The following is a 23,234-nucleotide window of genomic DNA, read 5'->3' on the forward strand; positions in this document are numbered from 1 at the left end:
GAAACCCTGTCCGTGTCCGACGACGCGACCGGCTTCGAGATCGCGGTGCGACCCTCGAGGGCGGTGCGAGCGCTGCGTGCCTCGGTCGTCGGGCTCGGCGTCGTCGGCTTCGCGCTCGCCGCCTGGCTGTCCCGGGGCCGCGAAAACGGCTGGATTCTTCTCGCGCTGGGAGCGATGATGCTGTGGGCCGGGTGGCGTCATTCCGGCTTCGGCCTGAGCTGGGGCGCACTGCGGGTCTCGGCCGACGGCAGGGCCGCGTGGCGGCCCGAGGGGGGCGGATTCGAGCCGGTCCGCATCGAGCGCTGGTTTTCCGGCGAGGGGCTCGTCTGGCTCAGGATGCGAGGCGCGGAGGGTGACCGCCGCGACGTCCTCGTCGGGCGGGCCGGGCTGGCCGACGACGACTGGCGCAGGCTCTGCGCGTGGCTGGTCTGGATGCGACGGGGGCGGTCCGCGGGGTGAGCGGCAGGGGCGCCGGATCGGCCCAGGGCACCGCCGCGCCGGATCGGCCGAGCGGCGCCCGCGCCACCGTCAAGGGTCTTGAAATCCGCCGCAACGGCTCGCATCTTGCAGGGAAAGGTCGGCGCGCGCCGCACGACCCCGTTTCGTGCGCCGAGTCAGGCGATCGTTAAACCGAGGACAACGACAGACCGATGAAAAAGCTGATCCTGGCGCTCGCGATGACGAGCGCGAGCCTGTTCATGGCGCCGGGCCCGCAGGCCCAGCCTGTCAGGCTGCCCGATTTCGCCGATCTGGTCGAGCAGGCCGGACCCGCGGTCGTCAACATCCGCACCACCGCGCGGCTCAGCGCCGAGCGCGGCGGCTCGTCGGGCTTCCCGTTCCCGCTGCCCGAGGGGATGGACGAGAACGACCCGATGTTCGAGTTCTTCAGGCGCTTCTTCCCGCCGCGCCAGCCCGGCGAGCCGGGCCAGCGCGGGCCCAACGGCCAGCGCGGGCCGGGCCAGGAAGTGCCGCGCGGCGTCGGCTCGGGCTTCATCATCTCGGCGGACGGCTACATCCTGACCAACCAGCACGTCGTCGACGGCGCCGACGAGATCTACGTGACCCTCACCGACAAGCGCGAGCTGCGCGGCAAGGTGATCGGCTCGGATCGCCGCACCGACGTCGCGCTGGTCAAGATCGACGCGCAGCGCCTGCCCACGCTGAAGATCGGCGACTCGTCGAAGCTGCGGGTCGGCGAGTGGGTGGTGGCGATCGGCTCGCCCTTCGGGCTCGACAACACGGTCACCGCCGGCATCGTGTCGGCCAAGAGCCGCGACACCGGCGACTACCTGCCCTTCATCCAGACCGACGTCGCGGTCAACCCGGGCAACTCCGGCGGCCCGCTGCTGAACATGGCGGGCGAGGTCGTCGGCATCAACTCGCAGATCTACAGCCGCACCGGCGGCTTCATGGGCATCTCGTTCGCGATCCCGATCGACGAGGCGATGCGCGTGGCCGACCAGTTGCGCGAGACCGGCCGGGTGATCCGCGGCCGCATCGGCGTCGGCATCGCCGAGGTGACGCGCGACGTTGCCGAGCCGCTCGGGCTGCCGCGCGCCGCCGGCGCGCTGGTGCGCAGCGTGGAGCGCGGCGGTCCGGCCGAGAAGGCCGGCGTCGAGGTCGGCGACATCATCCTTCGATTCGACGGCCGGCAGATCGACCGGGCGAGCGACCTGCCGCGGCTGGTCGGCGGCACCAAGCCGGGCACGCAGGTCACGATGCAGGTCTGGCGGCGCGGGCAGCAGCGCGACCTGAGCATCACGGTCGACGAACTGAAGCCCGAGGCGACGGCCCGGGCCGGTGGCCAGGGCTCGCCCGGCCAGCAGGCGCCGGCGCAGCCGGAGATGACGGCGCTCGGCCTGGCGGTGGTCGACATTCCCGCCGAGCGCCAGTCGCAGCTGCGGATCAGCGGCGGCGTTCTGGTGCAGGGGGTCGAGGGCGCGGCGGCGCGCGCCGGCCTGCGCGCCGGCGACATCGTGCTCGCGGTCAACAACACCGCGGTCACCAGCGCGAGCCAGTTCGCGCAGCTGGTCGGGAAGCTCGACCGCTCCCGCACGGCCGTGCTGCTGGTGCGTCGCGGCGACAGCGCTCAGTACGTGCCGATCCGGCCCGAGTGAGCGCGCGCCGGCGCCCGGCGCTTCGCAGCGCTGCCGGCGGGCCCGGCTGCTAAAATCTCCGGTTTGCCCCGGTCCGGGCGCCGCGCCGCCGAAAGGCGGCCCGGCGCCCGCGGCCAGCAGCCTCCGCCACCCAGGGCCCGATGCCGTCTCCCATGCAGCACATCCGCAATTTCTCGATCATCGCGCACATCGACCACGGCAAGTCGACGCTGGCCGATCGCCTGATCCAGCGCTGCGGCGGCCTGTCCGATCGCGAGATGGAGGAGCAGGTCCTCGACTCGATGGACCTCGAGCGCGAGCGCGGCATCACGATCAAGGCCCAGACTGCGGCGCTCCAGTACAAGGCGCAGGACGGCCAGGTCTACGCGCTGAACCTGATCGACACGCCGGGGCACGTCGACTTCTCCTACGAGGTCAGCCGTTCGCTGTCGGCCTGCGAGGGCGCGCTGCTGGTCGTCGACGCTTCGCAGGGCGTCGAGGCCCAGACGGTGGCCAACTGCTACACCGCGATCGAGCTCGGCGTCGAGGTCGTGCCGGTCCTGAACAAGATGGACCTGCCGCAGGCCGACCCCGACGGCGCGGCGGCCGAGATCGAGGACGTCATCGGCATCGACGCGTCGGACGCGATCCGCGCCAGCGCCAAGACCGGCATGGGCATCGACGAGATCCTCGAGGCGATCGTCGCCCGCATCCCGCCGCCCGAGGGCGACCCCGAGGCGCCGCTGCAGGCGCTGATCATCGACTCCTGGTTCGACAACTACGTGGGCGTCGTGATGCTGGTTCGCGTCGTCAACGGCGTGCTCAGGCCCCGCGACAAGATCCTGCTGATGGCCACCGGCGCGGTGCACACCTGCGAGCAGGTCGGCGCCTTCACGCCGAAGGCGATGCAGCGCGACGAGCTGGCCACCGGCATGGTCGGCTACGTGATCACCGGCATCAAGGAGCTGAAGGCCGCCAAGGTCGGCGACACGATCACGCTGGCCAACCGGCAGGCCGGCAAGCCGCTGCCCGGCTTTCGCGAGGTCAAGCCGCAGGTCTTCGCCGGCCTGTACCCGGTCGAGGCGAACCAGTTCGAGGCGATGCGCGAGGCGCTCGAGAAACTGCAGCTGAACGACGCGTCGCTGCAGTTCGAGCCCGAGGTCTCGCAGGCGCTCGGCTTCGGCTTCCGCTGCGGCTTCCTGGGGCTGCTGCACATGGACATCGTCCAGGAGCGGCTCGAGCGCGAGTTCGACATGGACCTGATCACGACGGCGCCCACCGTCGTCTACGAGGTCCTGATGCGCGACGGCACGGTGCTGCAGGTCGAGAACCCGTCGAAGATGCCGGAGCCGGCCAAGATCGAAGAGATCCGCGAGCCGATCGTCACGGTCACGATCTTCACCCCGCAGGAATACGTCGGCAACGTGATCACGCTGTGCACCGGCAAGCGCGGCGTGCAGACCAACATGGCCTACCACGGCAGGCAGGTGCACCTGACCTACGAGCTGCCGATGAACGAGATCGTGCTCGACTTCTTCGACAAGCTGAAGTCGACCTCGCGCGGCTACGCGTCGATGGACTACGAGTTCAAGGAGTACCGCGCCTCGGACGTCGTCAAGATGGACGTGCTGGTCAACGCCGAGAAGGTCGACGCGCTGTCGCTGATCGTCCACCGCTCGGTCTCGCAGAGCCGCGGCCGCGAACTGGTCGCCAAGATGCGCGAGCTGATCCCGCGCCAGATGTACGACGTCGCGATCCAGGCCGCGATCGGCAGCAACATCATCGCGCGCGAGAACGTCAAGGCGCTGCGCAAGAACGTGCTGGCCAAGTGCTACGGCGGCGACATCACCCGCAAGAAGAAGCTGCTCGAGAAGCAGAAGGCGGGCAAGAAGCGGATGAAGCAGGTCGGCAGCGTCGAGATCCCGCAGGAGGCCTTCCTTGCGGTGCTGCAGGTCGAAGACCGCTGACGCAACCCTCCCCCGGATCCTCCCACGATGAACTTCGCGCTGTTGCTCTTCCTGCTTCTGGTCGTCACCTTCGCGGCCTGGGTGGCCGACCGCTTCGTGTTCGCGCCCCGGCGCGCGCGGGCGGCCGACGCCGCGCTTGCCGGCTTCGACCGCGACGCCGCGCCCGGCCTCAGGGCTTCGGGCGGGGAAGGGGCGGTGGCCGCCGAGCGCCAGGCCCTTCGCGAGAAGCTCGAGCGTCAGCCGATCTGGCTCGAGTACACCGCCGGCCTGTTCCCGGTCATCCTGCTCGTGTTCGGGCTGCGCTCCTTCGTGGCCGAGCCGTTCAAGATCCCTTCGGAGTCGATGCTGCCCACGCTGGTGGTCGGCGACCTGATCCTGGTGAACAAGTTCAGCTACGGCCTGCGACTGCCGGTGATCCACACCAAGATCCTCGACACCGGCTCGCCGCAGCGCGGCGACGTGATGGTGTTCCGCTACCCGAGCGATCCCTCGGTCGACTACATCAAGCGGGTGATCGGCGTGCCGGGCGACGTGGTCGCCTACCAGGACAAGCGGCTGTCGATCAACGGGCAGCCGGTTCCGCTGGAGCGGGACGGCGAGTTCGAGGATCGCCGGCGGCTCACGATCGCTCCGCAATATTCAGAAAAGGTGGGAGAAACCTCCCATAAGATATTGACAGAATTGGAAAAACCGCCTTTCATACAGCCGATGGAGCGGTTTCCCCACTTCGAGAAGTGCCGCTACGACAGCCGGGGCGTCACCTGCACCGTGCCCGACGGCCATTACTTCGTGATGGGCGACAACCGGGAGAACAGCCTCGACAGCCGATTCTGGGGCTTCGTTCCGGAAGGCAACATCGTCGGCAAGGCCTTCTTCATCTGGATGAACTTCGGCGACCTTTCCCGGATCGGAAGCTTCGAATGAGCCCAATCAACACCCTGGTACCCGTGGCCGGTTCCCGCACCCGCCTCCCGCACCGGCGAGCGCAGCGCGGGTTGTCGCTGATCGGCCTGCTGTTCGTCGCGGCGATCGTCATCGGGATCGCGGTCGTCGCGATGCGGATCGTCCCGTCGGCGCTCGAGTACATGGCGATCAAGGGCGCGGTCGAGAAGGTGGTCACCTCGGGCGCGCCGAGTGCGCGCGAGGTCCAGGTCGCCTTCGACCGGTTCGCGGCAGTCGACGACATCACGTCGATCAACGGGCGCGACCTGATCGTCGAGAAGGTCGACGGCGCGACCGTCGTCTCCTTCTCCTACGAGAAGCGGATCGAACTCGCCGGCCCGGTGTCGCTGATCATCCACTATCACGGCAGCAGCCGTCGCTGACCGCGGCGGCCGCTCCTCCTGGCCAGCGCGCGGAATGGACCTCGACCGCCTGCAGCAGCTGATCGGGCATCGATTCGCCGACGAGGCACTGCTGCGCCAGGCGCTCACGCACCGCAGCTACGGCCAGCCGAACAACGAGCGGCTCGAGTTCCTCGGCGACTCGGTGCTGAACTGTGTCGTCGCTTCGATGCTGTACCGGCATTTCGGCCGGCTCGACGAAGGCGATCTCTCGCGGCTGCGCTCGAACCTGGTCAAGCAGCAGGCGCTCTACGAGATCGCGCAGCGCCTCGGCCTGTCCGAGCAGCTGCTGCTCGGCGAGGGAGAGCTGCGCAGCGGCGGCCATCGCCGGCCGTCGATCCTGGCCGACGCGCTGGAAGGCATCTTCGGCGCGGTCTTCCTCGATGCCGGATTCGAGGCCGCCGCGAGGGCCATCACCTCGCTGTACGAGCCGGTGCTGCGCGCGGTCGACCCGCTCACGCTGGGCAAGGACGCCAAGACGCTGCTGCAGGAGTGGCTGCAGAGCCGCAAGCTCCCGTTGCCCGTGTACTCGGTCGTCGCCACCCACGGCGCGGCGCACAGCCAGATGTTCGAGGTCGAGTGCGCGATCCCCAAGCTGCAGATCCAGGTCCTCGGCAGCGGCGCCAGCCGGCGGGCGGCCGAGCAGGGCGCCGCGCGGCGCGCGCTCGAGGCCGCCCAGGCCGCGATGCCGGCCGAGCGCAAGCGCGCCCGCGCACGCGGCGACGCGCCCGCAGCCGCCTGAGCGGCGGCACGCCGGATCCCGCGCTTCCCCGAACCTCTCTTGCGGCACGTGATGAACGAACCCGACAAGCCGGCCACTCACCGCAGCGGCCACGTCGCGATCGTCGGCAGGCCCAACGTCGGCAAGTCGACGCTGCTCAACCGGATGGTCGGCCAGAAGCTCTCGATCACCTCCGACCGTCCGCAGACCACGCGCCACCGGATCGCCGGCATCGTGACCCGCCCCGACGCGCAACTGGTGTTCATCGACAGCCCCGGCTACCAGACCCGCAGCGGCGGCGCGCTGAACCGGGTGCTCAATCGCACCGCGGTGCAGGTCGCCGAGGATGCCGACGTCGTCGTGCTGGTCTGCGACGCGCGCGGCTGGACCGCGGCCGACGAGCGGATCGCGAAGCTGCTGCCCGCCGACCGGCCGGTGCTGCTGGCGATCAACAAGGTCGATGCGGTGCCCGACAAGGCCCGGCTGCTCGACCTGGTGAAGCGGGCCACCGCCTGCCGCGACTTCGACGAGGTGGTGCCGATCAGCGCGAAGACCGGCCGGCAGGTCCCGCTGCTGCTCGACCTTTGCGCGGCGCGCCTGCCCGAGGGGCCGCCGATGTACGACCCGGACTCGCTGACCGATCGCAGCGAGCGCTTCCTGGCCGCCGAGCTGATCCGTGAGAAGCTGTTCCGCCGCCTCGGCGACGAGGTGCCGTACGACAGCACCGTCGAGATCGAGCGCTTCGAGGAGCTGCCGAAGCTGCGTCGCATCCACGCGGCGATCCTGATCGAGCGGGAAGGGCAGAAGCCGATCGTTCTGGGCGCCGGCGGCGAGCGGATCAAGCGGATCGCCACCGAGGCCCGGCAGGACCTCGAGAAGCTGTTCGGCTGCAAGGTCTACCTCGAGCTGTTCGTCAAGGTGAAGTCGGGCTGGGCGGCCAGCGAGCAGAGCCTGCGCGCCTATGGCTACGAGTAGGACCAGCGCCGCCGCCTTCCTGCTGCACTCGACGCCGTACCGCGAAACCAGCCTGGTCGTCGACCTGTTCACCCGCGAGCACGGCCGCATCGCGGCGGTCGCCAAGGGCGCGAAGCGGCCGCGCTCGGCGCTGCGGGCGGTGTTGCTGCAGTTCCAGCCGCTGGTGGCCAGCTGGACCGGCAACCGCGAGCTGCGCACGCTGACCGGCGCCGAGTGGACCGGCGGCCTGCCCGCGCCGCAGGGCGACGCGCTGCTCTGCGCCTTCTACCTGAACGAGTTGCTGATGCGCCTGCTGCCGCGCGAGGACGCGCACCCGGCGCTGTACGACGCGTACGAGCAGGCGCTGCGCGAGCTGTCCGAAGGCGCGCCCGCCGACGAGACGCTGCGCCGCTTCGAGTGGCTGCTGCTGCGCGAGACCGGCTACGCGCCGGATCTCGGGCACGATGCCTCGCAGCGGCCGATCGAGGCGGGGCGCCGGTACCGCTGGAGCCCGGGCGGCGGCTTCGTGGCGGCCGATCCCGGCGAGCCCTCGACGGTGGCCGGCGCCACGCTGCGCGAGCTCGCCGAGGGGCGGTTCGCGTCCGCGGCCAGCCGCCAGCAGGCAAAATACCTGACGCGCGCGATCCTGGCCCATCACCTGGACGGCGCTCCGCTAAACACCCGGCAGATCCTGATCGACCTGCACAAGCTCTGAAGCACCATGATCGAACTCGGCGTCAACATCGACCACGTGGCCACCGTCCGGCAGGCCCGGCGAACCTGGGAGCCCGACCCGGTCTGGGCGGCGGTCGAGGCGCACCTGGGCGGCGCCGACGGCATCACCGTGCACCTGCGCGAAGACCGCCGGCACATCCAGGACGACGACGTGCGCCGGCTGCGCGAGCTCACCCACATCAAGCTGAACCTGGAGATGGCGGCGACCGACGAGATGGTCGGCATCGCCTGCGCGCTGAAGCCCGAGATGGCGATGCTGGTGCCCGAGGGGCGCCACGAGGTCACCACCGAGGGCGGGCTGGACATCGTGTCGCAGGAGTCGCGGCTGCGCGAGGTCATCGCCAGGCTGGCCGACGCCGGCATCGTCACCAGCGTCTTCATCGATGCCGAGCTGCAGCAGGTCGAGGCGGCGCGGCGGATCGGCGCCAGGGTCTGCGAGATCCACACCGGCCCCTACGCCCATGCATTCCACGCCCGCGGGCGCGACCCGGAGAGCCCTGCGGTCATCGCCGAGCTGGCCCGCATCCGCGCCGCCGGCGAGGCGATCCTCGCCCACGGCATGCGCTTCAACGCCGGCCACGCGCTGAACTACTTCAACGTGCAGCCGGTCGCCCGGCTGGCGGGCGTGCGCGAGCTGCACATCGGCCACGCGATCGTCTCGCGGGCGATGTTCGTGGGGATGCGCGAGGCGGTGCGCGAGATGAAGCGGCTGATCCGCGAGGCGGCCGCCACCGGTCCGGCGCGATGATCCACGGCATCGGGACCGACATCGTCCTGGTCGAGCGCATCCAGGACCTGCTCGCGCGCTACGGCGACCGCTTCGCGCGGCGCGTGCTCGGTCCCGACGAGCTGGCCGAGTTCGTGCGCCGGCGCGGCCGCGGCGACCACGGCCCGGCCTACGCCGCGCGCTACCTGGCCAAGCGCTTCGCCGCCAAGGAGGCCTACGGCAAGGCGCTCGGGCTGGGCCTGCGCGCGCCGATGACGCTGCTCTCGCTGCAGGTGCTCAACAATCCGCGCGGGCAGCCGGTCGCGCATCCCCGAAAGGCGCTGGCCGACTACGTGCGCGAACGCGGGCTGGTCGCCCATGTGTCGCTGTCCGACGAGGTCGACAGCGCCGTGGCCTTCGTCATCATCGAACGCAAGCAGGAGCCTTGAACGTGCCGAAGACTGCAACGAATCTGCCGCGCGGCCCGGTGGTCGTCGACGTCGAGGGCACCTCGCTCACCGATGCCGAGCGCGCGCGCCTGCTGCACCCGCTGGTCGGCGGCGTCATCATCTTCGCCCGCAACTTCGAGTCGCGCAGCCAGCTGAAGAAGCTGTGCCGCGAGATCCGCAGGCTGCGCAAGCCGCGGCTGCTGATCTGCGTCGACCACGAGGGCGGACGGGTGCAGCGCTTCCTGAAGGGCTTCACGAAGATCCCGCCGATGCGCGAGCTCGGCCGCCAGTGGGACGAGGACGTGCTGGGCGCCTGCCGTCGCGCCACCGAGATCGGCCGCACGATCGGCGAGGAGCTGCGCGAGGTCGGCATCGACCTTAGCTTCACGCCGGTGCTCGACCTCGACTGGGGCCCGTCGAGCGTGATCGGCGACCGCGCCTTCCACCGGGACGCGCGGGTGGTGGCGATGCTGGCGCGCTGCCTGAACCACGGGCTGCTGCTCGGCGGCATGGGCAACTGCGGCAAGCACTTCCCCGGCCACGGCTTCGCGCACGGCGACTCGCACTTCGAGCTGCCGATCGACGAACGCGAGCTCGAGGCCATCCTGGCCGACGACGCCGCGCCCTACCACTGGCTCGGCGACACGCTGCTGTCGGTGATGCCGGCGCACGTGATCTACCCGAAGGTCGACGCGCAGCCGGCCGGCTTCTCGAAGCGCTGGCTGCAGGAGATCCTGCGCGGCCGCCTCGGCTTCCGCGGCCTCGTGTTCAGCGACGACCTCACGATGGAAGGCGCCTCGATGGCCGGCGACATCGAAGCGCGGGCGCGCGCGGCCTTCGACGCAGGCTGCGACATGGTCCTGGTCTGCAACCGCCCCGACCTGGCCGACGAGCTGCTGGCGAAGCTCGACTGGAAGCGGCCGAAGGGCTTCGACAAGCGGCTCGGCGCGCTGTTCAGGGGCTGATGCCGATGGCAGGCAAGCCGGACAGTCCGGCGCCGCCCGCATTCGACCTGCGGCAGTTCCTGTCGCAGCTGCCGAACCTGCCGGGCGTGTACCGGATGATCGGCGCCGGAGACGCGCTGCTCTACGTCGGCAAGGCCCGCGACCTGAAGAAGCGGGTCGCCTCGTACTTCAACAAGGGGCCGCATTCGCCGCGCATCGCGCTGATGATCGGGAAGATCGAGCGCGTCGAGATCACGGTCACCGGGTCCGAGGCCGAGGCGCTGCTGCTCGAGAACAACCTGATCAAGACCGGGGCGCCGCGCTACAACATCCTGTTCCGCGACGACAAGTCCTACCCCTACCTGAAGATCTCGGGTCACGAGTTCCCGCGCATCGCCTACTACCGCGGCGCGGTCGACCGGCGCAGCCGCTTCTTCGGGCCGTTCCCGAGCGCCTGGGCGGTCAGGGAGAGCATCCAGGTGCTGCAGAAGGTCTTCCGGCTGCGCACCTGCGAGGACAGCGTGTTCGCCAATCGCTCGCGGCCCTGCCTGCTGTACCAGATCGGCCGGTGCAGCGGTCCGTGCGTCGGCGCGGTCTCGAAGGATGACTACGCGGCCGACGTGTCGGCGGCGCTGCGTTTCCTGGGCGGCGGCCACCGCGAGGTGCTCGCCGAGATCGAGGCCAGGATGCTGGAGGCGGCCGCGGCGCTGCGCTTCGAGGAGGCGGCCGCGCTGCGCGACCGGATGAGCGCGCTCGGCAAGGTGATGCACCAGCAGGCGATGGAAACCGGCGGCGACACCGATGCCGACGTGATCGCCGCGGTGACCCGGGGCGGCCGGCTGTGCGTGAACCTCGCGATGGTGCGCGGCGGGCGGCATCTCGGGGACAAGGCCTACTTTCCCGCCGGCGCCGTCGCCGGGAACGTGGCCGGCCCGGATGCGGGCGCGGACGCCGCACCGGATGCCTCGCCGGAGATCCGCCCGGACGCCGGACTGGAGATCCGACCGGAGTCAGCCTCCGACGAGTTGCTCGCCGAGGCGATCGAGGCCTTCGTCGTGCAGCACTACGACGAGGCCTTCGTGCCGCCGGTGCTGATCGTGGCGGGGCCGAAGCCCGATCCGGCGCTGCTCGACTTCCTGCAGCAGCGCGCGGGTCGGCAGGTCGCGTGGATCCGGCAACCGCAGGGGCATCGCCGCAAGTGGCTGGAACTGGCGATCCAGAACGCCGAGCTCGCGATGGCCCGCTCGCTGGCCGAGGAGGGTTCGCAGAAGGCGCGCACCAGGGCGCTCGCGCAACTGCTCGGGCTCGACGACGGCGGCGACCTGGGCGCCTTGCGGATCGAGTGCTTCGACATCAGCCACACGATGGGCGAGGCGACGCAGGCCTCGTGCGTCGTCTACCAGGATCACGCGATGCGGCCGGCCGAGTACCGGCGCTTCAACATCGAGGGCATCGAGCCCGGCGACGACTACGCGGCGATGCGCCAGGCGCTCGCCCGCCGCTACGCTTCGCTGGCCGGCGACGGCGAGCCGGCCTCGCGCGGCAAGGCCGCCCGCCTGCCCGACATCGTGCTGATCGACGGCGGCAAGGGCCAGGTCGAGGTCGCGCGGCAGGTCTTCGAGGAACTGGGCCTGGACGTCGGCGTGCTGGTCGGCGTGGCCAAGGGCGAGGGCAGGCGGGTCGGGCTGGAGACCCTGGTCTTCGCGGACGGGCGCGCGCCGATCGTGCCGGGCCGCGAGTCGGCCGCGCTTCTGCTGGTGGCCCAGGTCCGGGACGAGGCGCACCGCTTCGCGATCACCGGGATGCGCGCGCGCCGCGCCAAGGCGAGGCAGGCGTCCCGGCTCGACGAGATCGATGGTGTCGGACCGAAACGCCGGCAGCGCCTGCTGGCGCGCTTCGGCGGCCTGCGTGGCATCATGGCGGCTAGCGTCGACGACCTGGCCTCGGTCGATGGGGTTTCGCGGTCGCTGGCCGAGGAGATCTATCGCCGGCTCCACTGAGTGCGATCGCCGCTCCCGCCGGGGAAACCGGCATCGCGCAAGGGGCCGTCAGGGCTGGCCGGACGAACCTCCAGACCATGCATTCGAACCTTCCGACACTGCTGACCTGGGCCCGCGTGGTGGCCATCCCGCTGCTGGTCGCGGTGTTCTTCCTGCCGCTGCCGCACGCAGTGCAGAACCTGATCGCCACGGTCCTGTTCACCGGCGCGGCAATCACCGACTGGCTCGACGGCTGGCTCGCCCGGCGCTGGGGCCAGACCTCGGCCTTCGGCGCCTTCCTCGATCCGGTGGCCGACAAGCTGATCGTCTGCGTGGCGCTGGTCATGCTGGTCGACCTGGGCCGGGTCGACGCGATCGTCGCCGCGATCATCGTCGGGCGCGAGCTCACGATCTCGGCGCTGCGCGAGTGGATGGCCCAGATGGGCGCGCGCGCCAGCGTGGCGGTGCATTCGATCGGCAAGCTGAAGACCGTCGCGCAACTGGTGGCGATTCCGCTGCTGCTGTTCGACGGCAGGCTGTTCGGCGTGCTGCACACCCGGCCGATCGGCACTTGGCTGGTCTGGATCGCCGCGGTGCTCACGGTGTGGTCGATGCTGTACTACCTCCGGCAGGCCTGGCCCGTGCTGCGCGACGGCGCGAATCACGCGCGGGGCAGGGCGAGCCGGGAGCCCTGAGCACGGCCGGGGCATTCTGCCCGATCCTGTCGCGCTTGATGCGGGTCAACACCCGACGTCCCGCGCGCGCCGAAAGTATCGGCATGCGAATTCTTCGGATTGGAGGGCAGGTCATGCCGAACACGATTCTGCGGCGCATCGCGCGCGCCCTTGCGGCGGGCCTGCTCGTCGTCGGCGCGCTTGCCGGCTGCGGCTCGAACGACAGCAGTTCCTTCACGGAACTCAGCGCCGACGAAGTCGACAGCCTCTACTACATGCGCGAGGAGGAGAAGCTCGCGCGCGACGTCTACCTGGCGCTCTACGAAGTCTGGAAGGACCAGATCTTCTCGAACGTCGCCGCCAGCGAGCAGACCCACACCGATGCGGTCAAGGACCTGCTGTACAAGTACGGGCTGATCGACCTGGCCGCCAACAATCCCCCTGGGGTCTTCGTCGATCCGAAGTTCCAGCAGATCTACGACAGCTACGTGGCGCTGGGCAAGCAAAGCCGGCAGAACGCGCTGGTCGTCGGGGTCACGATCGAGGAACTCGACATCAAGGACATCGCCCACTGGCTCACGCTGGTCGACAGCGACGACATCCGCAAGGTCTACGAGAGCCTGGTCTGCGGCTCGCGCAACCACCTGCGCAGCTACTACGCGGAGCTGCTCGCGTCGGGCGGCTCCTACGTGCCGCAGTTCATCACCCAGCCGGAGTTCGACGCGATCGTGGGTTCGCCGATGGAGACCTGCGGCTGAACGCAGGGCCCGAGCCGCCAGGGGAGGGGGTCGATTTGACAGGCGTTTTTCGTCGGCTATAATCGCGTTCTCGGTTGATGCGGGAGTAGCTCAGTTGGTAGAGCGCAACCTTGCCAAGGTTGAGGTCGCGAGTTCGAGACTCGTCTCCCGCTCCAGTTTCCAAAGGGAAGCTAGCTAGCTTCCCTTTTTCATTCCGGGTCCGTCCGGTTCGCGGCGGCCCGCGCCCCAGGCGGGGTGGCAGAGTGGTCATGCAGCGGCCTGCAAAGCCGTCTACGCCGGTTCGATTCCGACCTCCGCCTCCATCACCTCTTCATCGCTCCCGGCGCCGCTTCACCGCGAGGCGCGCTCCATGCTCACGGCCGCCACCTTTCCCGCCCCGCAGGGCAGGGTCGCGCCTGCCGGCGGGCGGGCCGGTGTATCTTCGGGCACTGGTGCAGGCGCGAACGGAGCGTGAGATGGGCTGGTTCTCGAAGAAGGAAGACGACGGCTTCTTCCTCGCCACGGTGGTTCCCGAGGGCGGCGCCGCGCGCGTCGAGAAGTTCCTCGGCGTGGTCAACGGCGAGGCGATCATCGGCGCCAACATCTTCCGCGACATGTTCTCGTCGATCCGCGACGTCGTCGGCGGTCGCGCCGGCGGCTACGAGCGCGCGCTGTCGGGCGCCCGCGACGCGGCGCTCGACGACATGATCGCGGCCGCGCGCGAGCTCGGCGCCGACGGCGTGGTCGGCATCGACTTCGACTACGAGGTGCTCGGCGAGAACAACGGAATGATGATGGTCTCGGTCAGCGGCACCGCGGTGAAGATGGGCTGAGCGCGCCCGTGCGCGGGTGGGGTGAGCGGGCCTGTTCCTTCGCGGGCGCGACTCAGAAGCGGTGCGTCGTGAAGACCGCGGTGCCGGGCACCTGCACGAATTCGAGCACGCCGTCCGTGATTCGCTGGGCCCGGCTGCCGGGCCGGTCGCGGAAAACGGTGGCGTCCAGGACCTTCGAGAGGTTCAGCGAGATGCCCACGTAGAGGCGGCGGCTGCGCTCTCCGGGCAGGCCGCCCACGTCGTCGAAGCCGCGGGCGTTGTAGCCGATCGCGAGCTCCAGGTAGCGCCATGGGGCCTTGCGCTGCAGGCCCGGCATTCCGCTGCCCTTGAGCGCGAGCACCCAGGTCTGTCCGCCGTAGTCGCCGAAGGGGTCCCAGGCCTGTCGCGATCCACCGTCGTTCGAAGGCAGGTAGTGGATCCTGAAGTCGACGAGCGCATCGAAGGCCGGATACTTCTCGGTCAGGTAGCCGATGCCGGCGCCGGCCAGGTTCATCAGCGCGTCTTCCCTGCTGAAGGCCCAGTCCTTCGCGTAGCCGTCGATCAGCTCGACCGCGGTGAAGGTTCCGAGCGTGGTCGCGAACGCAAGGCGACGCGCGTGCTCCGGATCGTGGCCGATGCCCTCGAAGGTCCAGGTCAGCAGCCGGGTGCCGGTGTAGTTGGAGAAGGCGTGGCCGAGCTTGTCCGCGCCGCCGTAGCGGGTGTCGCTGCCGAACCAGCCTTCGTATTGCGTCTTGAAGCCGCCCGAGAAGCCGTCGCCCCACCACTTGTTGCCGCCGTAGACCATCACCGCGGCCGCCGCGCCGGCCACGACGAGCCGGGTGTTTCGCCGTTGCCGAGGGTCGAGGGGCGCGGCGGCGTCGCCGGTAGGGCGCTCGGCCGACGCTGTGTCGGCGAGCGCCGGGAGGCGCGTGCCCGGGTCGGGCGCCAGCCGGTCGGACGGGGGGCTCGAAGCCTGGGCGGCGGCCCCGCCGGCCGGCAGGCAGAGCGCGATCGCGAGCGCGGCCGCCCGGCCTGCCGCCGCCGCGCCCGACGAACGTGCGCGGGGTGCCGGGAAGCCCGAGAGGCGTGCTCGGCGGAGCGGCCGGGAAGCCCTCAAGGCGGCTGCTCGCGCGTCAGCGCTTTCCGGCCTTCCCGCCGCCCGCCGCCTGCGCGAACTGCTGCGCTGCCGCCTGCATCTGCTCGTAGGCGGCCTTGGCGGCGTTCATGCTCTGCGCGATGAAGTCGTTCGCGTTCGGGGTGCCGGCGGGCACGCCCTTGGCCAGCGACTCCACGGCAGCGGCCAGCTGCGCGTTGCTCTCGGCGATCTGTTTCTGGACCATCGCGGCGAGCTCGCCGCCGGTCTCGCTCGAGATCGCGTAGACCGCCTTCGCGTAGGCCGAGAACTGCTCGGGCGAGAGCTTCGCCATGCTGGTGACCAGGTCGGCGAGCGTCTTCGCGTCGCGCGCCGACAGCAGGGCCTCGATCTGCTCGGTGGACTGCTCCAGGGCCGACCGCGCGGTCTGCATGTTCAGCGCGGCGAGCTTCTGGAAGCCTTCGAGGGTCTTGGCGGCGGCGGCGCTGGAGGCCTCGAGCGCCTCTCGCTGCATCTTCTTCAGGTCTTCGGTCCCGGGAGTCTTGCTGGCCATCTCGGTCTCCTCGTGTGCACCGCGGCGCTGCGCGGAGGGTTGCGGCAAGGGCGCACGGGGCATCGCCGGATGCTCCGGGCACGGCTGCGGGCATCGTGGACGCGCGATGGCGGCGCGTCAAGCGCAACCCCTGGCGTTGGGTCGAGCGCCGTTCCGCCGCCGCGGGCCCGGCCGAACCGTTCAGTCGGTGTAGCGGGGCGGGTCGGGATCGTCGTCCCAGTCCTGCTCGGGCCTGGGCACCTTCTGCATCCACTCTTCGATCAGCGTGACGTGCCCGAGTTCCTCGTCGCGCAGCTCGAGCGCGGCGGCGCGCACTGCCGGGTCGCCCGCCGTCTCGGCGATCGCGGCGAAGAAGCGGACGGCGCGCTGCTCGCCGGCCAGCGCCAGCGCCAGCGCATGCCAGGGACGCATCAGGTAGTGAACGTCGTCGACCGCGACGGTCTCGGGCGCCTCGAAGCCCTCCCAGTCGATCGGCTGCGGCGCAGGCGGCTCGGCCCAGCCCATCTGGGCGAGGATCTGGCTCGCGTGCCGCGACTCGATCACGGCCATCCGGCGGAACAGGTCGGCGACCTCGCGATTGTTGTGCGTCTGCATCGCGTCGGCCAGGTCGGCGTAGCGCTGGCCGGCCTCGACTTCCATCGTGTAGGCCTGCCGCATCAGCGCGTCGAGCGAGGCGGGCGCAAGGGTGGAGGCGGGCTTCATGGCGCGAACTCCGCTTCGATGTCGGCGATGCTCGCCGAGGCGGCACGCGCGGGCCCGGGAAAGGCCGGCCGGTCTCCCGCGTAGAGCACGCCGAGGTTGAAGCCGTCGTCGGTCATGATCCGCCGGGCGGCGCGCGCCGGGTCGTCGGTGGCTTCGACCGGCGCGCCGTGCACGCGCTCCTTCCAGCCGCGCTGCTCCGGCCGGAAGGTCACGCAGGGGCTCAGGATCTCGACGAAGGAGAAGCCGGGATGCCGGATCGCGCGGGCGAGGATGTCCGCCGTGCCGTTCGGGTCCCCCGAGAAGGCCCGTGCCACGAAGTTCGCGCCCGAGGCCAGCGCGATGACCAGCGGGTGGAAGCTGCGAAGGCCGGTGCCACCGGGGGCGAGCTTGGAGTCCCAGTCGGGCTCGGTGGTCGGCGAGGGCTGGCCCTTGGTCATCCCGTACACGTGGTTGTCCATGACGATGTAGGTCAGGTCGACGTTGCGGCGGCAGGCGTGCAGGAAGTGGTTGCCGCCTATCGAGTAGCCGTCGCCGTCGCCGCTGGCGACCAGCACGGTCAGGTCGGGGCGGGCGACCTTGAGCCCGGTCGCGGCGGCGAGCGAGCGGCCGTGCACGCCGTGGAAGCCGTAGCAGGCGGTGTAGGCGGGTATGCGCGACGAGCAGCCGATGCCCGACACGACCGCAACCTTCTCCGGCCGGAGTTGCAGCGCGGCGAGCGCCTTGGTGATCGACGACAGCACCGTGTAGTCGCCGCAGCCGGGGCACCAGATCGGCTTGTAGTTCGACTTGTAGTCCTGAGCGGTCAGCGGCGCACAGGGCGGCGCGGCCTCTCCGAGGGCGAGCTGGTTCATCTGCTTCTCCATTCGATGATCGCGTCGGCGAGCTCGCCGGGCCGGATCGGCAGGGGGCCGGGCCGATGGAAGCTGGCCGGCCTGCCGGGCAGGTCGTGCATCGCGCGCAGGTACCGGAACAGCTGGGCCGAGTGGTTCTGCTCGACGACCAGGACGCGCTCGACGCCGGCGAGCGCCTCCGCAAGCTGCTCGGGCAGCGCCGGCGCGAGCAGCCGCAGCGCGACGAGCCGGAGCGCGATCCCTTGCGCGGCGAGCCGTGCCAGCGCCTCGCGCGCGACGCCGGTCACCGAGCCGAAGGTGAGGATCGCCGCGTCGCCGCTGCCCTCCAGGTCGGCCCACCACCGGCCGTAGTCGTGCTGCCGCAGCTTGCGCTCGCGCTTGTCGAGCTGCAGCGAGTGGTCGCGCGCCTGGCTGCTCGGGATCCCCGCCTCGGTCTTCTCGAGGCCGTCGGCCGTGTAGACCGTGCCGGGCGTGCCGGGAATCGCCATCGGCGAGACGCCGGACTCGGTGTTCCGGTAGCGCCTGAAGTCCGGCGCGTCCGCTTCGGCCACGAGGCGCCGGGCCGCGAAGCCGGGATCCGGCGGGCGATCGACGATCGCGCGGGACTGCCCCATGAACTGGTCGGACAGCACGATGGCCGGCGCCTGGGTCGCCTCGGCCAGCTCGACCGCCCACTGGGTCGTCGCCACGCAGTCGGTGATCGAAGTCGGCGCCAGCACGAGCCGCGGCGCATCGCCGTGCAGGCCGTCGACCGCGAAGGACAGGTCGCTCTGCTCGCTCTTGGCCGGGATGCCGGTCGAGGGGCCGCCGCGCATCACGTCGACGATCACGACCGGCACCTCGGCGCTGACCGCCAGCCCGATGCCCTCGGCCATCAGCGACAGGCCCGGGCCCGCGGTGGCGGTCAGCGACGGCACGCCGCCGAAGGACGCGCCGATCGCCATGTTGATCGAGGCGAGCTCGTCCTCGGCCTGCAGCAGCGTGCCGCCGACCCGGGTGAGCGCGGGCGCCAGCCACTCGAGCATCTCGGTGGCGGGCGTGATCGGGTAGGCGGCCACGAAGCGGATGCCGCCGCGCAGCGCGCCCAGGCCCGCGCCCTCGTTGCCGCTCAGCAGCCAGCGGTCGGCCGAAGCGGTGCCGGGCGCCGCTCCGGGTGTCGTACCTTGTGTTGCACTGGCCGGTGCGAGCGCCGGCGCGCCATGGCCTGCCTCGACGGCGCCCCCGGCCTCGAAGCCGGCGCGCAGCGCCTGCAGGTTGGCCTCGAGGCCCGCCGCGTCGCGCTTCCACGAGGCCTGCACCGCGGCCTCCAGCGCCTGCGCGGGAATGCCAGCCAGCCTGCCCGCTACGCCGAGCGCGACCATGTTGGTCCAGGCGCCGCGGATCGCCTTCGCGGTCTTCTTGAGCGGCAGCGACACGAAGCGCGCGCCGCCGGCCAGGAACACCGGCGGCGGCTCGCCCTCGTCGGCGTCGCCCAGCAGCAGGCCGGAGGCCCTGAGCGGGATCTCGTCGGCGAAGCGGTTCACGTTCTGCCAGTCGAGGGCCAGCAGCAGGTCGAAGCCGTCGTCGAGCGATTCGGTCGGCACGGTGGCCAGCCTCAGCAGCGCGGCGGCCTCGCCGCCGCGGATCTGCGGGCCGCTGGTGCGCACCATCAGGCCGTACAGGCCGGCGCGGGCGGCCGCGTCGAGCAGAAGGTTGCCGGCGGTCATCACCCCGCTGCCGCCGCTGCCGGCCAGCGCGATCGAGATGCTCCCCCCGGGGCGCGGCGGCTCGGGGCCGGATGCCGCGGGCCTTGCCGCTGGTTCCCTGGTCGACGCGAGTTCCATGCCGCCCCTCCTTGTCCTGTCGCGCTGCGCCGGGCGCCCGGCCAGTGCTGCGGTTCGGGTTTGATCCAGATCAAGATCGGCGAGACGCCTTTGCGTCACGATCCGGTCATAAATACGCATTACAGTACCGAAATACAAGAATAATCACGGCGAGCGCGCAGGTCAACACCGCGAAGCGGGGAACGGACGAAGGAATCGAGGCGGCGAGCGAAGGCCGCGATTGGGGGCAACGATGACGAACGAAACAGGATCCGTGCAGCAGATCGTCGGCCGCTGCCAGGCGCTGTTCGAGGATCTCGACTTCGGCGCGGTGAAGGCCTGGAAGGCCGCCGAGCCCGGCCGCAAGGCGATCGGCTACATGCCGGTCTACGTGCCGCGCGAGCTGGTCCACGCGGCCGGCATGCTGCCCGTCGGCATCCTCGGCGGCGGCGACCAGCTCGAGGTGATCCAGGGCGACGCCTACTACCAGAGCTACATCTGCCGGATCCCGCGCTCGACGATCGAGCTCGGCCTGACCGGCCGTCTCGACTGCCTCGACGGCATGCTGTTCCCGTCGATCTGCGACGTGATCCGCAACCTGTCGGGCATGTGGCAGCTGATGTTCAAGGACAAGTACGTCCGTTACTTCGACGTGCCGCAGAACTACCAGGACGAGGTCGGTGGCCGCTTCTATGTCGAGGAGCTCGAGGTCCTGCGGCGCGACCTCGGCGAGCTGCGCGGCGCGCCGATCGGCGACGACGAGCTCAACGCGTCGATCGCGGTGTACAACGAGAACCGCCGCGCGATCCGCGAGCTCTACGCCTACCGGGCGGCCAGGCCGTGGCAGGCGCCGACCTCCGAGGTCTACCTGGTGCTGCGCGCAGGCATGGTCCTGCCGCCGGAGGAGCACACCCGGCTGGTTCGCGACTACCTGGCCGCGACCGACGCGGTGTCCAGGCCGATGCGCGACAACGCGCGAATCGTGATCAACGGCTCGTTCTGCGAGCAGCCCCCGCTGAGCCTGATCAAGTCGATCGAGCTGTCGGGCTGCTACATCGTCGACGACGACTTCATGCTGGTGACCCGCTGGCTGCTCGACGACGTGCCCGAGGACGGCAAGCCGCTCGAGGAACTCTCCAGGGCCTTCCTGCACCGCTCGGCCTCGACCGCCGCGAAGTACGACGCGCGGCGCGAGGACAAGGGGCAGTTCCTGCTCAGGCAGGTCAAGGGCGCTGCCGCAGAGGGGGTCGTGTTCGCGGCGCCGTCGTTCTGCGACCCGGCCCTCCTGGAGCGACCGATGCTGCAGGACGTGCTCGCGAAGCACGGCGTTCCGTACACCGCCTTCAAGTACGCGGAGAACACCGGCCAGATGGCGCCGATCCGGGAGCAGTCGGGAACCTTCGCAGACTCGATCAAACTCTGGAGCGCAGCATGAGCACCGTCGCCACGCCCGCGAGCGGCCGCAAGCCGGAAGTCCAGAAAGAGGACGCGATGTGGCTCCAGAAGGAGCTGATCAATCGCAACTACGCCGAGCTCGCGCGGGCGCGCGCCGAGAACCGCAAGGTGTCGGCGACCTTCGTGCCCGGCAACCTGAACGAGCTGCTGATGTGCTTCGACTTCGCGCGCAGCCTGCCCGAGACGAACGCGCTGCAGAACGGCATGCGCAAGAAGTCCGGCAAGTTCATCATGGACGCAGAGCGCGAAGGCCAGTCCGAGGACGTCTGCACCTACGTGAAGGCCGACCTCGGGATGATGCAGGGCGGCGAGGTCGGCCCGACCGGCGAGCCGCTGCCGCGGCCCGACGTGCTGCTGCTGTCCTACACCGGCTGCTTCACCTTCATGAAGTGGTTCGAGCTGATCCGTCACAAGTACGGCTGCGAGACGGTCATGCTGCACGTGCCCTACCAGGGCGAGGGCAGGATCGCGCCGAACATGCGCGACTACGTGGTGCGGCAGCTCAAGGAATCGGTGATCCCGACGCTCGAGCGCATCTCCGGCGTGAAGTTCGACATCGACCGTCTGCGCGAGTACATGAAGGAGTCGGCGAAGGCCGAGGAGGACCTGGTCGCGGTGCTGCAGTCCGCGAAGAACCGCCCCTCGCCGATCGACGGCTACTTCGGCGCCGTCTACTACATCGGCCCGATCTTCACCGCCTTCCGCGGCACGCCGGAGGCCACGCAGTACTACCGGCAGCTTCGCGGCGAGATCGAGGAGCGGGTCCGGCTGGGCAAGGGGCCGGTCACGCCCGACGGCGAGATGGGCGAGGAGCGGTACCGGCTGATCGTCGAGGGGCCGCCGAACTGGACCAGCTTCCGCGACTTCTGGAAGATGTTCTACGACGAGGGCGCGGTCGTGGTCTCGTCCACCTACGCGAAGGTCGGCGGGCTCTACGACTTCGGCTTCCGGCACGACCCCGACCATCCGCTCGAGTCGCTGGCCGAGTACTGCCTCGGCTGCTACACCAACCTGAACCTGCCGTCGCGCGTCGACATGATCTGCCGGTACATCGAGGAGTACCAGGCGGACGGCCTGCTGATCAACTCGATCAAGAGCTGCAACAGCTTCTCGGCCGGCCAGTTGCTGATCCTGCGCGAGGTGGAGAAGCGCACCGGCAAGCCGGCGGCCTTCATCGAGACCGACCTGGTCGACCCGCGCTACTTCTCGGCGGCCAACGTCAAGAACCGCCTGGAGAGCTACTTCCAGATGGTCAGGCAAAAGCGCGGCGCCGCGGTCGGCGCCCACTGAAGGAGGCCGCCATGCGTTGCTTCATCGGCATCGACCTGGGATCGACGACGACCAAGGCGGTCGTCCTCGACGAGCAGCAGAACGTGATCGGGCGGGGCATCACCAATTCCCGCTCGAACTACGACACCGCGGCCGCGATCGCCAAGCAGGAGGCGCTGGTCAACGGCCGCTTCCACCTGTTCCGGCAGGCGCTCGCGCAGACCGGCGCGCTGAACGGCCAGCTCGAGGGGTTCCTGGCGCAGCTCGAGCGCGACTTCCGCGCCGAGCAGTACCTCGAGCAGCTGGACGACCTCGCCGTGACCTGCCAACGGAGCCTGGCGAGCGCGAAGTTCGGCGACGACGCGAAGGTGGTCGGCGAGGCGCTCGACGAGGTCTTCCGGCGCATTGCCGCCGAGGCCCCGGCCCTGTTCGCGCCCGGCGCGCGCCGCAAGTCGGACTTCTTCCGCGACATCGCCGGCAGCCAGTACCTGGCCGCGGGCGAGGCGGTCGCCAAGGAGCTCGGCATCCGCTACGACTACCTGCTGAACGTGTTCGACCGATCGATCATCGAGGTCGAGAACCGGGTCTACGCGGGATCGATCCGTCGCCACCTGCTGGCCGCGCTGGAGCGCACCTTCGAAGCGATGCCCGGGACCGCCGGGCGGCGCACGCAGGTCGAGGCGCCGGTCAAGGGGATCCTCGATACCGAGATGGAGGAGACCTACGTGGTCGGCACCGGCTACGGCCGCGCCCGGCTGCCGTTTTCGAAGGAGCACGTTCGCTCGGAGATCCTGTGCCACGGGCTGGGCGCGCACGTGATGTACCCGCAGACCGCCACCGTGCTCGACATCGGCGGGCAGGACACCAAGGCGATCCAGGTCGACCCGACCGGCATCGTCGAGAGCTTCCAGATGAACGATCGCTGCGCGGCCGGCTGCGGACGCTACCTCGGCTACATCGCCGACGAGATGAACATGGGCCTGCACGAGCTCGGGCCCCTGGCGATGAAGTCGACGAAGACGGTCCGGATCAACTCGACCTGCACCGTGTTCGCGGGGGCCGAGCTGCGCGACCGGCTCGCGCTCGGGGACAAGCGCGAGGACATCATGGCCGGGCTGCACCGATCGATCATCCTGCGCGCGATGTCGATCCTGGCCCGCTCGGGCGGGATCCGCAACGAGTTCACCTTCACCGGCGGCGTGGCCAAGAACGAGGCGGCGGTCAAGGCGCTGAAGGAGCTGGTGTTCGAGAACTACGGCGAGATGACGCTCAACATCGATCCCGACTCGATCTACACCGGCGCGCTGGGCGGGGCGACCTTCGCCTGGCGGGCGGTGGTCGAGGAGGGCAAGACCGCCGAGGCGCGGGCCTGAGCCGTGCGCACGAACGGGA

22 protein-coding genes, 2 tRNA genes and 1 pseudogene are annotated in these 23,234 nt (G+C 70.3%); 20 read left to right on the plus strand and 5 right to left on the minus strand.

Features of this window, described 5'->3' with window-relative positions; translation table 11 throughout:
* The first annotated feature begins 12 nt into the window (after nucleotides 1-12).
* From M6I34_RS00650 to M6I34_RS00730, 17 genes and pseudogenes are all read left to right on the plus strand, one after another.
* Nucleotides 13-459, plus strand: coding sequence for a protein YgfX (locus M6I34_RS00650; RefSeq protein WP_272483793.1), 447 nt, complete (start codon nucleotides 13-15; stop codon nucleotides 457-459).
* A gap of 191 nt (nucleotides 460-650) precedes the next feature.
* Complete coding sequence (locus M6I34_RS00655; protein WP_272483794.1) at nucleotides 651-2,117, plus strand: DegQ family serine endoprotease; 1,467 nt, start codon at nucleotides 651-653, stop codon at nucleotides 2,115-2,117.
* Nucleotides 2,118-2,269: 152 nt separating this feature from the next.
* Nucleotides 2,270-4,063, plus strand: coding sequence for a translation elongation factor 4 (gene lepA / locus M6I34_RS00660; protein WP_272486567.1), 1,794 nt, complete (start codon nucleotides 2,270-2,272; stop codon nucleotides 4,061-4,063).
* 27 nt (nucleotides 4,064-4,090) lie between these two features.
* Entirely contained in the window at nucleotides 4,091-4,987 is an 897-nt protein-coding gene (gene lepB / locus M6I34_RS00665; protein ID WP_272483795.1) for a signal peptidase I, read from the plus strand.
* On the plus strand, nucleotides 4,984-5,388 hold the full coding sequence (locus tag M6I34_RS00670) for a DUF4845 domain-containing protein (protein WP_272483796.1): 405 nt from the start codon (nucleotides 4,984-4,986) through the stop codon (nucleotides 5,386-5,388). The genes lepB and M6I34_RS00670 overlap by 4 nt, the downstream gene beginning before the upstream one ends.
* A gap of 34 nt (nucleotides 5,389-5,422) precedes the next feature.
* Nucleotides 5,423-6,174: pseudogene (gene rnc / locus M6I34_RS00675) on the plus strand (ribonuclease III); the annotation flags it as partial.
* A gap of 25 nt (nucleotides 6,175-6,199) precedes the next feature.
* Nucleotides 6,200-7,102, plus strand: coding sequence for a GTPase Era (gene era, locus M6I34_RS00680; protein WP_272483798.1), 903 nt, complete (start codon nucleotides 6,200-6,202; stop codon nucleotides 7,100-7,102).
* Complete coding sequence (recO, locus tag M6I34_RS00685) at nucleotides 7,089-7,796, plus strand: DNA repair protein RecO (protein ID WP_272483799.1); 708 nt, start codon at nucleotides 7,089-7,091, stop codon at nucleotides 7,794-7,796. The genes era and recO overlap by 14 nt, the downstream gene beginning before the upstream one ends.
* A gap of 6 nt (nucleotides 7,797-7,802) precedes the next feature.
* Complete coding sequence (locus M6I34_RS00690; RefSeq protein WP_272483800.1) at nucleotides 7,803-8,564, plus strand: pyridoxine 5'-phosphate synthase; 762 nt, start codon at nucleotides 7,803-7,805, stop codon at nucleotides 8,562-8,564.
* Nucleotides 8,561-8,971, plus strand: coding sequence for a holo-ACP synthase (gene acpS, locus M6I34_RS00695; protein WP_272483801.1), 411 nt, complete (start codon nucleotides 8,561-8,563; stop codon nucleotides 8,969-8,971). The genes M6I34_RS00690 and acpS overlap by 4 nt, the downstream gene beginning before the upstream one ends.
* 2 nt (nucleotides 8,972-8,973) lie before the next feature.
* Nucleotides 8,974-9,936, plus strand: a complete 963-nt coding sequence (gene nagZ, locus M6I34_RS00700; RefSeq protein ID WP_272483802.1) for a beta-N-acetylhexosaminidase — start codon at nucleotides 8,974-8,976, stop codon at nucleotides 9,934-9,936.
* Nucleotides 9,936-11,915 carry an excinuclease ABC subunit UvrC gene (gene uvrC / locus M6I34_RS00705; RefSeq protein ID WP_418953410.1) on the plus strand — a complete coding sequence of 660 codons (1,980 nt, stop codon included), beginning with the start codon at nucleotides 9,936-9,938 and terminating at the stop codon, nucleotides 11,913-11,915. The genes nagZ and uvrC overlap by 1 nt, the downstream gene beginning before the upstream one ends.
* Before the next feature lie 77 nt (nucleotides 11,916-11,992).
* Nucleotides 11,993-12,589, plus strand: coding sequence for a CDP-diacylglycerol--glycerol-3-phosphate 3-phosphatidyltransferase (gene pgsA / locus M6I34_RS00710; RefSeq protein WP_272483804.1), 597 nt, complete (start codon nucleotides 11,993-11,995; stop codon nucleotides 12,587-12,589).
* Between the two features lie 113 nt (nucleotides 12,590-12,702).
* Nucleotides 12,703-13,326: a DUF2202 domain-containing protein gene (locus tag M6I34_RS00715; RefSeq protein ID WP_272483805.1), complete on the plus strand. Its 624-nt coding sequence runs from the start codon at nucleotides 12,703-12,705 to the stop codon at nucleotides 13,324-13,326.
* 79 nt (nucleotides 13,327-13,405) lie between these two features.
* Nucleotides 13,406-13,481 (plus strand) — tRNA-Gly (locus M6I34_RS00720).
* 73 nt (nucleotides 13,482-13,554) lie between these two features.
* Nucleotides 13,555-13,628 (plus strand) — tRNA-Cys (locus M6I34_RS00725).
* A 153-nt stretch (nucleotides 13,629-13,781) separates the two neighbouring features.
* Nucleotides 13,782-14,138 carry a heavy metal-binding domain-containing protein gene (locus tag M6I34_RS00730; protein WP_272483806.1) on the plus strand — a complete coding sequence of 119 codons (357 nt, stop codon included), beginning with the start codon at nucleotides 13,782-13,784 and terminating at the stop codon, nucleotides 14,136-14,138.
* Between the two features lie 52 nt (nucleotides 14,139-14,190).
* On the opposite strand, the gene M6I34_RS00735 is transcribed toward M6I34_RS00730, so the two are convergent.
* The 5 genes from M6I34_RS00735 to M6I34_RS00755 all read right to left on the minus strand — a co-directional run bounded on the left by M6I34_RS00735 (nucleotide 14,191) and on the right by M6I34_RS00755 (nucleotide 19,139).
* Entirely contained in the window at nucleotides 14,191-14,946 is a 756-nt protein-coding gene (locus M6I34_RS00735) for a DUF2279 domain-containing protein (RefSeq protein ID WP_272483807.1), read from the minus strand.
* Nucleotides 14,947-15,250: 304 nt separating this feature from the next.
* Nucleotides 15,251-15,763: a TIGR01841 family phasin gene (phaP, locus tag M6I34_RS00740; protein WP_272483808.1), complete on the minus strand. Its 513-nt coding sequence runs from the start codon at nucleotides 15,761-15,763 to the stop codon at nucleotides 15,251-15,253.
* A gap of 180 nt (nucleotides 15,764-15,943) precedes the next feature.
* Nucleotides 15,944-16,465 (minus strand): ferritin-like domain-containing protein, encoded by a 522-nt coding sequence (locus M6I34_RS00745; RefSeq protein ID WP_272483809.1) that lies wholly within the window; start codon nucleotides 16,463-16,465, stop codon nucleotides 15,944-15,946.
* Complete coding sequence (locus M6I34_RS00750; protein WP_272483810.1) at nucleotides 16,462-17,316, minus strand: 2-oxoacid:ferredoxin oxidoreductase subunit beta; 855 nt, start codon at nucleotides 17,314-17,316, stop codon at nucleotides 16,462-16,464. Before M6I34_RS00750 ends, M6I34_RS00745 begins: the two co-directional genes overlap by 4 nt.
* Nucleotides 17,313-19,139 (minus strand): 2-oxoacid:acceptor oxidoreductase subunit alpha, encoded by a 1,827-nt coding sequence (locus M6I34_RS00755; RefSeq protein ID WP_272483811.1) that lies wholly within the window; start codon nucleotides 19,137-19,139, stop codon nucleotides 17,313-17,315. The genes M6I34_RS00750 and M6I34_RS00755 overlap by 4 nt, the downstream gene beginning before the upstream one ends.
* 253 nt (nucleotides 19,140-19,392) lie before the next feature.
* On the opposite strand from M6I34_RS00755, the gene bcrC reads away from it, so the two are divergent.
* The 3 genes from bcrC to bcrA are packed head-to-tail and all read left to right on the plus strand — an operon-like array spanning nucleotide 19,393 to nucleotide 23,215.
* Nucleotides 19,393-20,553, plus strand: coding sequence for a benzoyl-CoA reductase subunit C (bcrC, locus tag M6I34_RS00760; protein WP_272483812.1), 1,161 nt, complete (start codon nucleotides 19,393-19,395; stop codon nucleotides 20,551-20,553).
* Nucleotides 20,550-21,863 (plus strand): benzoyl-CoA reductase subunit B, encoded by a 1,314-nt coding sequence (gene bcrB, locus M6I34_RS00765; RefSeq protein WP_272483813.1) that lies wholly within the window; start codon nucleotides 20,550-20,552, stop codon nucleotides 21,861-21,863. The genes bcrC and bcrB overlap by 4 nt, the downstream gene beginning before the upstream one ends.
* Nucleotides 21,864-21,874: 11 nt before the next feature.
* Nucleotides 21,875-23,215, plus strand: a complete 1,341-nt coding sequence (bcrA, locus tag M6I34_RS00770) for a benzoyl-CoA reductase subunit A (RefSeq protein ID WP_272483814.1) — start codon at nucleotides 21,875-21,877, stop codon at nucleotides 23,213-23,215.
* Nucleotides 23,216-23,234 lie beyond the last annotated feature (19 nt).

The sequence above is a fragment of the Zeimonas sediminis genome (assembly GCF_023721795.1).
Taxonomy (GTDB): Bacteria; Pseudomonadota; Gammaproteobacteria; order Burkholderiales; family Burkholderiaceae_E; genus Zeimonas; species Zeimonas sediminis.

Bases quoted from the DNA above. Each gene is read 5' to 3' on its own strand.
- lepB (WP_272483795.1), top strand. From the start codon at position 4,091: ATGAACTTCGCGCTGTTGCTCTTCCTGCTTCTGGTCGTCACCTTCGCG.
- phaP (WP_272483808.1), bottom strand. From the start codon at position 15,763: ATGGCCAGCAAGACTCCCGGGACCGAAGACCTGAAGAAGATGCAGCGA.
- uvrC (WP_418953410.1), top strand. From the start codon at position 9,936: ATGCCGATGGCAGGCAAGCCGGACAGTCCGGCGCCGCCCGCATTCGAC.
- lepA (WP_272486567.1), top strand. From the start codon at position 2,270: ATGCAGCACATCCGCAATTTCTCGATCATCGCGCACATCGACCACGGC.
- M6I34_RS00745 (WP_272483809.1), bottom strand. From the start codon at position 16,465: ATGAAGCCCGCCTCCACCCTTGCGCCCGCCTCGCTCGACGCGCTGATG.
- M6I34_RS00715 (WP_272483805.1), top strand. From the start codon at position 12,703: ATGCCGAACACGATTCTGCGGCGCATCGCGCGCGCCCTTGCGGCGGGC.
- M6I34_RS00690 (WP_272483800.1), top strand. From the start codon at position 7,803: ATGATCGAACTCGGCGTCAACATCGACCACGTGGCCACCGTCCGGCAG.
- acpS (WP_272483801.1), top strand. From the start codon at position 8,561: ATGATCCACGGCATCGGGACCGACATCGTCCTGGTCGAGCGCATCCAG.
- M6I34_RS00655 (WP_272483794.1), top strand. From the start codon at position 651: ATGAAAAAGCTGATCCTGGCGCTCGCGATGACGAGCGCGAGCCTGTTC.
- M6I34_RS00730 (WP_272483806.1), top strand. From the start codon at position 13,782: ATGGGCTGGTTCTCGAAGAAGGAAGACGACGGCTTCTTCCTCGCCACG.
- bcrB (WP_272483813.1), top strand. From the start codon at position 20,550: ATGAGCACCGTCGCCACGCCCGCGAGCGGCCGCAAGCCGGAAGTCCAG.
- M6I34_RS00750 (WP_272483810.1), bottom strand. From the start codon at position 17,316: ATGAACCAGCTCGCCCTCGGAGAGGCCGCGCCGCCCTGTGCGCCGCTG.
- M6I34_RS00755 (WP_272483811.1), bottom strand. From the start codon at position 19,139: ATGGAACTCGCGTCGACCAGGGAACCAGCGGCAAGGCCCGCGGCATCC.
- bcrA (WP_272483814.1), top strand. From the start codon at position 21,875: ATGCGTTGCTTCATCGGCATCGACCTGGGATCGACGACGACCAAGGCG.
- recO (WP_272483799.1), top strand. From the start codon at position 7,089: ATGGCTACGAGTAGGACCAGCGCCGCCGCCTTCCTGCTGCACTCGACG.
- era (WP_272483798.1), top strand. From the start codon at position 6,200: ATGAACGAACCCGACAAGCCGGCCACTCACCGCAGCGGCCACGTCGCG.
- M6I34_RS00670 (WP_272483796.1), top strand. From the start codon at position 4,984: ATGAGCCCAATCAACACCCTGGTACCCGTGGCCGGTTCCCGCACCCGC.
- pgsA (WP_272483804.1), top strand. From the start codon at position 11,993: ATGCATTCGAACCTTCCGACACTGCTGACCTGGGCCCGCGTGGTGGCC.